This window comes from Brevibacillus brevis, from assembly GCF_031583145.1.
Taxonomy (GTDB): Bacteria; Bacillota; Bacilli; order Brevibacillales; family Brevibacillaceae; genus Brevibacillus; species Brevibacillus brevis_E.
The window spans coordinates 4,001,094-4,012,730 of sequence record NZ_CP134050.1 but is presented as its reverse complement, the minus strand read 5'-3'; the positions used below and the strand labels follow the sequence as shown (position 1 = coordinate 4,012,730).

The 11,637-nt window shown below is 54.9% G+C and carries 10 protein-coding genes; 7 read left to right on the top strand and 3 right to left on the bottom strand.

Annotated features, from left to right (window positions below; genetic code table 11):
* Positions 1–48: 48 nt before the first annotated feature.
* The gene (locus RGB73_RS19905) at positions 49–708 is read right to left on the bottom strand and encodes a L,D-transpeptidase family protein (protein WP_396136223.1); all 660 of its coding nucleotides are present in this window, start codon (positions 706–708) and stop codon (positions 49–51) included.
* A gap of 146 nt (positions 709–854) precedes the next feature.
* Positions 855–2,102, bottom strand: a complete 1,248-nt coding sequence (locus RGB73_RS19900; protein WP_310764491.1) for a sigma-54 interaction domain-containing protein — start codon at positions 2,100–2,102, stop codon at positions 855–857.
* A 455-nt stretch (positions 2,103–2,557) separates the two neighbouring features.
* On the opposite strand from RGB73_RS19900, the gene fmdA reads away from it, so the two are divergent.
* The 6 genes from fmdA (at position 2,558) to RGB73_RS19870 (ending at position 8,910) form a co-directional block, all read left to right on the top strand.
* A complete protein-coding gene (gene fmdA, locus RGB73_RS19895) occupies positions 2,558–3,739 on the top strand; it encodes a formamidase (RefSeq protein ID WP_310764490.1) in 1,182 nt (393 codons plus the stop codon).
* A gap of 32 nt (positions 3,740–3,771) precedes the next feature.
* A complete protein-coding gene (locus tag RGB73_RS19890) occupies positions 3,772–4,083 on the top strand; it encodes an FmdB family zinc ribbon protein (protein WP_310764489.1) in 312 nt (103 codons plus the stop codon).
* A gap of 425 nt (positions 4,084–4,508) precedes the next feature.
* Entirely contained in the window at positions 4,509–5,810 is a 1,302-nt protein-coding gene (locus RGB73_RS19885) for a sensor histidine kinase (protein WP_310764488.1), read from the top strand.
* Between the two features lie 17 nt (positions 5,811–5,827).
* Entirely contained in the window at positions 5,828–6,565 is a 738-nt protein-coding gene (locus RGB73_RS19880) for a LytR/AlgR family response regulator transcription factor (RefSeq protein WP_310764487.1), read from the top strand.
* 157 nt (positions 6,566–6,722) lie between these two features.
* Positions 6,723–8,120, top strand: a complete 1,398-nt coding sequence (locus tag RGB73_RS19875) for an APC family permease (RefSeq protein WP_310764486.1) — start codon at positions 6,723–6,725, stop codon at positions 8,118–8,120.
* Positions 8,121–8,151: 31 nt separating this feature from the next.
* On the top strand, positions 8,152–8,910 hold the full coding sequence (locus RGB73_RS19870; RefSeq protein ID WP_310764485.1) for an SDR family NAD(P)-dependent oxidoreductase: 759 nt from the start codon (positions 8,152–8,154) through the stop codon (positions 8,908–8,910).
* 76 nt (positions 8,911–8,986) lie between these two features.
* Here RGB73_RS19870 and RGB73_RS19865 read toward each other — a convergent pair whose 3' ends face one another.
* A complete protein-coding gene (locus RGB73_RS19865) occupies positions 8,987–10,663 on the bottom strand; it encodes an MFS transporter (protein WP_310764484.1) in 1,677 nt (558 codons plus the stop codon).
* Between the two features lie 221 nt (positions 10,664–10,884).
* Here RGB73_RS19865 and RGB73_RS19860 point away from each other — a divergent pair, with 221 nt between their 5' ends.
* Positions 10,885–11,463 carry a TetR/AcrR family transcriptional regulator gene (locus RGB73_RS19860; RefSeq protein ID WP_310764483.1) on the top strand — a complete coding sequence of 193 codons (579 nt, stop codon included), beginning with the start codon at positions 10,885–10,887 and terminating at the stop codon, positions 11,461–11,463.
* Positions 11,464–11,637: the final 174 nt, after the last annotated feature.

Genomic DNA, 11,637 nt, shown 5'->3' with positions numbered 1-11,637 from the left:
GAAAGGCAGCCTCCCGCTCAATGGGGAAGGCTGCCTTTTCGTCTTCGTTCACTCCCAGAGTCCCATTTCCATGTACACCTTCTTGGAGACGACACCATTGGGAGCCAAGCCGTGATCGCGCTGAAACGCTTTGAGCGCAGCAGTCGTATCAGAGCGGAATTTGCCATTTACGACCCCGCGGAAGTATCCGGCACTCCGCAAGCGAGATTGGATCAGCTGCACGTCTCCGCCGACATCCCCTTCAGCCAAATCCCGGGGATTGTGGCTTGGATCACCCAGTACATGACCGAATATCGTCACCTTTGTGCCGACCGGAATCAGATCGTATAGCTCGATGACATCCCGGTTGCGCATGCGGATACAGCCGTGGCTGAGATGCTGCCCGATGGAATACGGCCGATTCGTGCCATGGATGCCGTATATGCCCCACGGAACATTGAGGCCGAGCCACCTCGGGCCAAAGGCGGGCCCCCAATTTTTTCCCTTGTACACGACTTTGTACTCTCCAATCGGAGTAGGGGTCGAAGGGTTGCCGACCGCAATCGGGTACGTTTTTATTTTTTGCCCCTGCTTCCACACGATTAATTGATGCCGGAGAGGGTACACTTCGATGACGATGGACCCTTGCTCCGCAACAAAAGGGAGGATATGGTTCGCGTGAGTCGGCTGACTGGCGGTCTGTTCTAACGGGATTGCGACCAGGAACATGAAGCAGACGGCTCGAACCAGAAAAGATTGGATGCGTCGAATCAACGGGAATCACTACTTTATCCGATAGTAATAAGCCTGTGCCTGGTTTGGCGTACAGACTTTGCCTCACACTTCTTGCATTTTGTTTCGAGTGTTAGTATGTGTCAGTTATCGACTTTTATTTGCCCGTTTCTTGGTTCCTTTTTTCTCCGTAGACTCCCCATCGAGCCTTCCCCGTCCAACGGAATCCCCCATTCTCCCATTTTCCGATACAGCGTACTGCGGGCAATGCCCAGCTTCTTCGCCGCTTCGCTAATGCTTCTGGCTTCTGCCAGCACTTGCCTGATGGCTTGGCGTTCCATCTCCCGCAGAAGTAACCCGCTGCCAGAGTGAAGCTGTCCCTTGTGGGCAATGCGAGGGGGGGCACCGTTCCATTCCGCAGGCAGGTGGACTGGCGTGATGGCCGGTTCGTAAAAGGCAAGCAAAAACGCTCGTTCCACAACATTTCGAAGCTCCCGGACGTTCCCCGGCCAGGATTGGGACTGCAGGGCAAAAAGCGCATCCTCGCTCAGCACGGAAGGGCCGGTACCATGCTTTTTTCCGAGCTCTTGGACGAAGTGTACCGCCAACGGGGCGATATCTTCGGGACGTTCACGCAAAGGGGGGATCCGGATCGTCAAAACGTTTAGACGGAAGTAGAGGTCTGCGCGGAACCGCCCTTCTGCCACCTCCTTTTCCAGTGGCCGGTTCGTGGCCGCTACGATTCGGACGTCCAGCGGGTTTTCTTCGTGGGCGCCCAGACGAGTGACGGTCCTCTCTTCCAGGACGCGAAGAAGCAAAACCTGATGCTCCAGGGGCAGCTCCCCGATTTCGTCGAGCAACAGCGTCCCGCCGTTGGCCGCTTCGAATTTGCCCAAGCGGCCTCCCTTTCTCGCTCCGGTAAAGGCCCCCTCTGCGTATCCAAACAGTTCGCTTGCGATGAGCTCGCGAGGGAGTGAAGCCAGATTGACCGCCAGGAACGGTCCTTGTGCTCGCCTACTGCCGCCATGGATGGCGCGGGCGAGCACTTCCTTGCCAGAGCCGGTTTCTCCGAGCAGCAGGGTGTTCGTAAGGCTATCCGCTGCGACACGGGCGGTTTGCAGCTCGGCCATGTAGAGAGGGCTGTTCGTCTGAATGAGAGGAAATGGGATTGTGTCCCGCATGGCGTGAAAGTGTCTATGCGGGCGGATGGCGAGCAACCGGACCCTGGTGTGGAGGAAGTCGTCCACGGGCCATTCTTCCAGTGTCCACTTATTGTGAAGGGACGCTTCCCGGCTCCCGTCGAGCACATCTCCCGCACGAAGGGACAAGCATTCCTCCGCCTGGCGACTGGCAAAGACAATGATCCTGTCCTGATTGTGGGCAAGGACCATTTCCCGGCTGTTTGCCCCCCACGCAGCAAGCAGGGATTGCCAGAATGGAGACGTCGGCGATAACGGGAGGTCGCGTCCTTTGGACACCTCAGAGGAGAACGGCAACATACCAGCATGGAAAATGGCATTCGCCTCCTTTCATCAACGAATCTGTCCGAACACGAGACGGCGTCCCGTTCTGAGACAAATGAAGAGCGCTTGCCAGCTTTGAGGCTGCCCATGACAAAGGAAGGGGTGACGGGAAAGGGTGCCAGCTGAAGCTGACCTGATTTGGGACAGTGCTCTCTTTCTACTATACAAATCCTAATCGACTCGCAGAATGTCCACTTCCCGCCATGAAGAGAAAAAAGGGGGGATCGGTCATCTGTGATGGGATGGCCCAAGCTTTGGCACGTGGATTGCTACACGGAGAGTGCGCAAGGCTCGAATACGCATGGCGAAAAGGAGGACGAAGCATGCCCGAAGTGTTGTTTCGCGTCGATCTCAACAAACCGATGGAGGAGCAGGATACGCCCGGCCATAACCGCTGGCATCCCGACATCCCGGCGACGGTTTCGGTGAATCCCGGTGCGGTTTTCCGCATCGAGTGCAAAGACTGGACGGACGGACAAATCGCCAACAACGACGACCCGTCTGACATACGCGATGTAAACCTCAACCGCGTGCACGTCCTGAGCGGCCCGATCTGGGTAAACGGAGCACAGCCGGGCGATTTGCTGGTCGTGGACATCCTCGACATCGGCGCTTTGCCCCAGGCGGAATGGGGATTCAATGGCATTTTTGCAAAGGAAAACGGCGGTTCCTTCCTCGTCGATCACTACTCGCAGGCGGCCAAATCCATCTGGGATTTTCAGGGCATATACACGACGTCCCGGCATTTGCCAGGAGTCAGGTTTGCGGGCATTCTCCATCCGGGCCTGATCGGCACCGCACCGTCCCACCAATTGCTGGACAAATGGAACAGGCGCGAGCGCGATCTGGTGGCGACCAATCCGGGACGGGTCCCGCCGCTTGCCAACCTGCCCACGCCGCACAGCGCCGTACTTGGCAGTCTAAAGGGTGCGGAGTTCGACCGGGTCGCCGTGGAAGCAGCACGAACCGTTCCGCCCCGCGAGCATGGCGGCAACTGCGACATCAAAAACTTGTCCAAAGGAACGCGGATCTACTTCCCTGTCTATGTCGAAGGAGCAAAGCTCTCGATGGGCGATTTGCATTTCTCGCAGGGGGACGGGGAAATCACCTTCTGCGGCGGGATCGAAATGGCTGGCTGGATCGACCTGCATGTCGACGTGATCAAAGGCGGGATGGCGAAGTACAACATCGTAAACAATCCCGTGTTCAAGCCGGGGCCGGTCGAACCCCACTATTCCGAATACCTCGTCTTCGAAGGGATATCCGTTCATGAGACGACTGGCCAGCAGCTGTACATGGATGCGCATGTCGCGTACCGAAATGCCTGCCTGAATGCGATCGAGTATTTGAAAAAGGCGATGGGCTTTACGGGAGAGCAGGCGTACATGCTGCTCGGAACCGCACCGGTGGAGGGACGCATCGCGGGAATCGTCGACATTCCCAATGCCTGCTGCACCCTCTCCATCCCGACGAGCATCTTTGACCGCGACATTTTACCGAAATAGATACCGACCCCATAGCAAAGGAGGTTGCGAACATGCCTAGATACGAGTATGGTTGCGAGGAATGCGGACCGTTTATCCAATGGCTGAAAATGAGTGAAGTAACGGACATGGCGGTTTGCCCGGAGTGCGGACAGACGTCCAGGCGGATGTATTCCGCTTGCGGGTTGATCCTTACCCCACAAGCGCTGCGCCAGAGAATCGAGCGGGGCGCGGAGCCGAAGATCGTCAGGAAAGAAAGGCATGCCCATGAAGGAGGGGCTTGCCAGCATCAGGGGCCGGCTCATGGAGGGGGGCAGCATAGCCATCGGCATTCGCCGAAGCGGCCGTGGATGGTGGGACATTGAGACAGGGAAGCGTCTTGATATCGACAGCAAGGTATATCACCAACTCTACTATAAATACGAAAACTATACCGTGATGTTTTATCATAGCGATCCAAAAAATAGGGAGACGTATGATCGAATCATGACATCTCCGATTAATCCCATTCCTCGATAACCGCCCCTTCAGTACCCCATTCGATCAAATTATGATGTCTTCGTCAAACTGGAGAGCCCTGAGAGCAGGATGATTCTTGCTCTCTTTTTTTCTGATCAGGACGAAGACGCCATCCCATGAGAAAGACAGCGGCGAGTCACATTTCTGGGCAAGCAGATTTACCCGGTTTCGTGATAAAATGAGGGAAAATTCATGCAAGTCATGAATGCCCAAGAAAGGTATTATCCGTTCTATGAAAGCAATCACGGCTCCAACCAATAAAAGGGTGAGAATGATACTGATCGTTGCGATCATGTTGAGTGTCTGCTTCATGGTTGCGAATATTTTGCTGGTCTATGACAGCACCATTCGCACTGTGGAGATCTCCATAGCCACCCAGAGCATGAAGACCGCTGCCGATATCGCACGGGAAGTAGACGTAGCGAGCTTCGAGAGGTTTTTGCAAAAGCCGACGGAAGAAAATCCGGACTATATCGAACTGAATCACTTCCTCAATGATTACCGGAAAAAAATCGGCGCAAAGCATGTGTATATCGTCATGATGGACGCACAGGGAAACAGCCGTGTCATGATCAACGGCCTTCCGCCGGGAGACAGTGCCCAGACGTATATCGGGGAGCTGTGCACGCTGACGATGGAGGAGGTAAAGCCAGCCTACCAAGGCGACACGTTTCATACGGGTATCATCCACGATCCCAAATACGGCGTCTACATGACAGCGGGCGCGCCTTTGATCAGTGCGTCCGGTCAGCTGGTCGGCATTGTGGGCATTGACATCGGCGTAGAGCTGCTGGAGCAGATAGAAGCCAATGCGCTCACCAACAGCATTTTTCATGTTGCGGCCAATCTGCTTGTTCTGATTTTAATCGTGGTCAGCTACACGGTGATCCGCGGGTGGTACCAGCGTGAGACGCTTCGGGCTGTCGGAGATTCCGAGCAGACCTTCCAGCGGGAATTCCGGGCGATTCTCGCATCTATTCAGTCGATCCGCCACGATTTTGCCAATCACTTGCAGGTGCTTTTTGGCCTCCTGGAACTGAAAAAGGTGGACCGAGCCCGGGAATATTTGCGGGGATTGCAGGCCGACGTACAGGTCGTCGCGCTTTCCGAGCAGGTCGCAAACCCTGCGTTGCTGGTGCTGCTGCATTCCAAAGCGGAAAAGGCTCGCAGCCATCAAATCGAGATGGATTTGCACATCCCGCCGGATGAGACCTTCGATGGCGTCCTTTCCTCCGATTTGATCAAAATCCTCTCCAATCTTCTCGACAATGCAATCGAGGCTGCCGAGGAAGATCAGACGGGAGACAAAAGGATTTCCCTGACGATGAGGAAAGTGGGACAGTCCTATCAAGTCATGGTAGAAAACACGGGACCGACCCTTTCGCCTCAGGCCATTCGCAGGCTTTCCGAGGCCGGATACACCACAAAAGCAAACGAGACCGGCCGAGCGCGCGGGTATGGCCTTGCTATCGTTCGGGAAGCCGTTCGGAAGTACGCGGGGGACATGTATATCACATCGGCCAAGGGAAGAACCTGCTTTTCCATCGTCTTATCCGTTGCGGACAGAAAATAGCAAGAGAGGTGAGAGACATGCAGAAGCAGCAGATCAATTTGCTCATCGCAGAAGATGATGAGCTGCAGCTGGAGTTGATAGAGGGGTACCTAGCCCCATTTTCGCATATACGGATTGTCGGCAAGGCGCGCACGGGTGATGAGCTCATCTCTCTGGCGACACTGACTCCCGATCTGACGGCAATGATCGTGGATATCCATCTGGGAGAGGGCAGAGGTGGGCTGGAGAGCTATTCGATTTTAAAGCTGAGGGGCGTCCATCTCCCTACCATCCTCATTACCGGAATGGCGCCCCATGCGAGTGTCACCTATGATCTGGGGATCGTGGATATCGTCGAGAAGCCTTATACGGAGAAGCGTTTCAGACAAGCCGTGGAAAAGCTGCAAAATGATATTTCCTATCAAAGGTTCATGGAGGCGGGTGGGCTTTATGTCCCTGTCTGCGGGGAGGAGATTCTTCAGATGACACCCGCAGACATTTTATATATCGAATCGATCAATCGTACGATTCTGGTGCACACCCCACGCGAAGCCTATGAAACGAAAATTCCGATCAAGCTGTACGAGAGCTACCTGCAGGACTGCCATTTTTACCTGACGCATCGGTCGTTTCTCGTCAATTTGAAAAAGATCGGCCGCATCGAAGGCACGAGCATCTTCTTTCAGGAGGGGAATGAAGGCAAACAAGCTCTGATCGCAGAGGAAAAGACGCAGGAGATCATCACTTATTGGCACAACCTGAAAAAGTGGTTATAGAAAAGGCAGCGAGTCTCCAGGGCTCGCTGTTTTTTTGTACAGCTAGGAATTGATAAAATGCCAAACCGTATAAGGGCGGGTCAAGGCCAACCCGTACGGACAGAAGGGCTCCTGTCCTGACCAAATCCATTTCGAAATTTTCTGAAAGAGGTCTAAGATGAAAAAGTACTACTTCATTTTTTTTGGCATAAAGGAGGAGTTCGGCTTGGACAACAGCCAGTACAAACAAGAGTTAAGGCGAACGCTTACGTTTAAGGACCTGGTCATCTACGGAATGGTTTTCATGGCCCCGCTTGCGCCGATGCAGGTCTATGGTGCTGTGGCGCAGCAGAGCTTTGGCATGGTGCCGCTCGTCTACTGCATCGGGGTGATCGCCCTGATGTTCACGGCATTCAGCTACAGGCACATGAGCAAGGAATTCCCCTACGCCGGTTCCGTCTACTCCTATGTGAGCCGCGGGATGAATCCGCATGTGGGCTTTATCGCAGGCTGGCTGATTTTGGCCGACTACATTCTGTGTCCGGCATTGTTGTACGCTTTTGCGGGCGTGTGGATGGCAGGCATTTTGCCTCAGGTCCCGGCTTTCGTCTGGACACTGATTTTCGTCGTCTGCAACACCTTGATCAATGTCAGAGGGATCACCATGACAGCGCGCGCCAATCTTTTCATGTTCTGGATGCAAATCGTCACGCTGATCGTCTTCCTCGGTATCGCCGTCAAATTTGTCCTAGTTGATGGTCACGGCATGGGCGGCTTCAGCCTGGCTCCGCTGTTTCAGGCGGATCACGTAGACTTTGGCTTTATCGCGACGGCGACGTCCATAGCCGTACTCGGCTTTCTGGGCTTTGACGGCATCAGCACGCTGGCTGAGGAAGCACGCGATCCGGTAAAGACGGTCGGCAAGGCAACCGTTCTGTCCATTTTGCTCAGCGGCTTGCTGTTTTTCATTCAGGTCTATATGGCTGCCTTGATCCATCCGCAGTACGAGACGCTAAATCCGGACATGGGCTTTTTTGAAATCGCGCGGGAAGCGGGCGGACCTGTTTTTTACACGGTTTTGATCCTGATCAATGTCGTTGCCGTAGGAATTGCGGTTACGCTGAATGTCCAGTCGGCTACAGCCCGGGTGCTCTATTCCATGAGCCGGGAAAACCTGCTGCCCTTTGCGCAAGTGCTGGCGAAAATTCATCCCAAATACCAGACGCCTGTCCATGCGACGATCTTCTGCGCCCTGCTTTCCATCGTCGTGACCTTCTGCCTCTCGATTGAGACGTTGTACAAGTTCGTGACATTCGGGGCCATCACCGCTTTCATGATGCTGAATGCCACCATCATCGTCTACTTCTACGGCAAGAAAAAGCGGCGTGGAGCAAAGGGATTTCTCACCTACGCGGTGACTCCGTTTATCGGGCTTCTCATTACCGGCTACGTCTGGTCCGGCTTTGACCGGATGACTTTCACCGTAGGGTTCGCCTGGGTCCTGATCGGAATCATCGTCGGCTACCTGAAGTCGGGCGGCTATCGAAAAGTAGCGCCCGTCCTCAAAGACCTATAAACAAAAACAAATGGCGAGAGGAGCATGCAAGATGCGTTTGAAAAACAAGATTGCAGTGGTAACAGGAGCGGCACGCGGAATCGGAGCGGCCATCGCCCACAGATATGCGGAAGAGGGAGCCCTTGTCGTGGCGACCGACATCAGTTTGGCGGGGGAGGAAGTAGTAGCTGCGATTGCGAGCAAGGGCGGCACCGCCGTGTTTTTCCGAGCCGATGTATCCAAAGCGGCCGATGTGCAGGCCCTCCTGGATTTTACCAAAGAAAGGTACGGGGTTCCCACGGTTCTGTGCAATAATGCAGCGATCAACATCCCCGGCTCCGTCGTCGAGACGGAGGAAGAAGTCTGGGACCGCACGATGGAAGTCAACGTGAAATCCATGTATCTCACCTCCAAATATTTTCTGCCGGAAATGGTTGCGGCAGGGGGAGGGGCTGTGGTGAACATGGCCTCCGCCAACAGCTTTGTAGCAGAGCCGCGCTTGTCTGCGTACGTCACCTCCAAAGGCGCCATCCACATGCTCACGAAGCAAATGGCGCTGGACTTTGCCGCAGAAAATGTACGGGTAAACTGCATCTGCCCGGGATGGGTAGATACGACCTTCAATGACGCTCATGCCGATCTGTTTGGCGGACGGGATCAGGTACTTAGGAGCATTCATGATTTCCAGCCGATCGGGCGGACCATCCAACCGATCGAAATCGCTAATGTCGCTGTTTTCCTGGCTTCCGACGAATCATCGGCGATGACAGGCAGCGCGGTTGTGGTGGACGGAGGTTTGTCGGCGAAATAAATCGAGATGAATGGAACGGCAAAAACCGCACAGCTGCGTGCGGTTTTTTGTTGTGTGGACTACTTTCGCGGGACTTTCACCCATTCGGTTCCGGCTGACGGCTGCCTTTTGCCAACGCCAGCACCAGCAGCAGCAAACCTGCGCTTATCCCCGCGAGCACATACAGGCAAAGCTGGAAGGCATCGGCGTAATTTTTCGCATTTGCAGCCTGGATGCTCGCCAAAAACAGACTGTGGATCTGCGGGTCGTCGGAGCTGATCCTGCAGCTTGCAGGCAAGGCCGTGGAGTCGTTTTGACGGGCGAAATCGGCGTAGCAGACGCGGAATTGCTGAACGATCTGCTCCTGGTGGACTCCTGTCTGCGGCATCGCCGACAGCTGCTGCCGAAGCTGCTGTGCCACCTCGCCGCTTACCGTATCCGCATGGACCCTCATCGTATTCAGAAAGATGACGCCGATCAGGGCAATCCCCAGCGCAAAGGCGACCTGCATGCCGGTCGTCAGGATACCAGACGCGGAGCCGATGTCGCTGCCGCGGACTTTGGCCAACACGATATTCGTCAACGGAGCGGCGATCGCTCCCTGGCCCATCCCTAAAAGGAGCAAGGGCAGAATCGATTCATATCCGTGAAAGGCAGCCCCTGTCAAGCGAACTGTGATGGCCAGGGACAAAAAGCCGATGACGCTGAGAACCGCACCCAGGGTCAGGGTGTGCACGCCAAACCTGGCGACTGCTTTGGAAGAGTAGAGCGAGGCCAAAAAATAGCCGGTTCCCATCGGCAAAATGACCAATCCCGCCTGCAGCGCGGTCAGGCCAATGCCGATCTGGAGAAAATACGCGGCGATCAAAAAGAAGGCGGCTTGTGCTAACAGCAGCAAAAAGACGATAAGCATGCCTTTCGTAAACACGCTGTTCCGGAACAAATCGACGTTCATGAAAGGAACGCCACCGCTGCGCGCTACCCTTCGCTCATGCCAGACGAAGACAGCCAGCACCGGCAAAGACAGGAGCAGGCACAGATCCAGCCAGAGCGGCCACCCTTCTTTTTGTCCCTGGACAAGCGGAAACACCATCATCAACAATCCGGCCGCGACGTTCAGTGCTCCGATCCAGTCCATCTTCGCACTCCCGGCGCTTTTGGATTCCTCGATAAACGGGAGCATGGCCAAAATGGCAATTCCGAAAGGCACGCTGAAGAAAAATACGGTCCGCCATTCCAGCCCGAGCGGATTCCAGTACAGGAGCAGTCCCCCGATAATCTGCCCCGTTGACGCCGCGAGCCCTTGCGCCGCGCCGTACAGCCCAAACACCGTGCCCCGCTTTTCCGGCGCGTAGTGTACCTGGATCAGAGCCAGCACTTGCGGGGCGATCATGGCGGCGCTCAGCCCCTGCAGGATCCGCAGCAGGATGAGCATGTTCACTCCGGTTGCAAAGCCGCTCAATAACGACGTGATCGTAAAGCCGGTTACCCCATAAGCAAGCATCCTTTTTCGGCCGAAACGATCTCCCAGGCGCCCGCCGACAATGAGCGCGACCGCATAGGCCAATGTGTAGCCGGTGATCACAAATTGCACCCCGGAAAAGCTGGAGCCGAGACCGCGCTGAAGCGAGGGCGTCGCCACATTCACGATAAAAATAGTGGCCACTGACATGAATACTGCCAAGAGCATGACCGCAAGCATCGGGCTTACCCTAGTTGCCGTCGATTTCGTCGCCGTATGGTCCGGCGAGACCGATTTTGCCGCTGTAGACATCCGCTGAAACACCCTTTCACTCTGGTTTTTTCGTATCCCATACGAAGGAGTCCCCAATTGACAGCAGGAGGGAATCTTGACTACAATGTGGGTAGACAGATCTGTCTGTCTCGTGACTATCCACATGATACAGACAGATCTGTCTCGCGTCAACCGGTTTTTGGTTTTGCTGGGACAGTTTGATGTGTTTTCCACCATTCGTAAAGGAGAGATTCCCTGCCATGGATAAAAAGGAGTCAGCCAAAGAGCGCATTTTGCATGTAGCATCCGAGTTGTTTTACCAGGAAGGGATACGCGCTGTCGGCATTGATCGCATCATCGCGGAGTCCGGGGTGGCGAAAGCCAGCTTTTACCGCCATTTCGCCACAAAAGACGACCTGATCGTCGCTTTTTTGGAACAACGCCTTCCTCGAAGCCTGGTACGGATCGAGGAAGCGCGGCTCCGTTTTCCGCACCATCCGCTCGAACAACTGCGCTTTCTTCTCCACTCCGTGGCCGAGCGCATGAAGGAGCCCGATTTTCGGGGATGTCCCTATATGAATACCGCTGTGGAGTTTCCCGACAACGGACATCCTGCCCATGCCGCAGCGATTGAGTGCCGCGGCCATATCTGGAGCGAGATCAAGCAAATGGCGGCAGAAGCGGGAGCGAAAGACCCCGATGCGCTCACGTCCCAGCTGGAAATGCTGCACAGCGGGGCCATTATGATGGCCTATATGAAAAAATCCGCGTTTAACGCCGATCATTTCTACCATGCTGCCATGCTGCTGATCCAGGAGCATATTCCTTCTCAACCGTGAGGACGGGAGCCGGCCGTGGGTGAAAATGGAAAAGGTCCGAACACGAAGAACGGCAGCCGAGGTAGTAGGCTGCTGTTTTTTCAACGATCGTAGGGAACAAATGCAGTGTGGCTTTTCTTCTCTTTTTTAGAGACTTCGATTCTTGTTGATGATAGAATATTACTGATTTTGCAA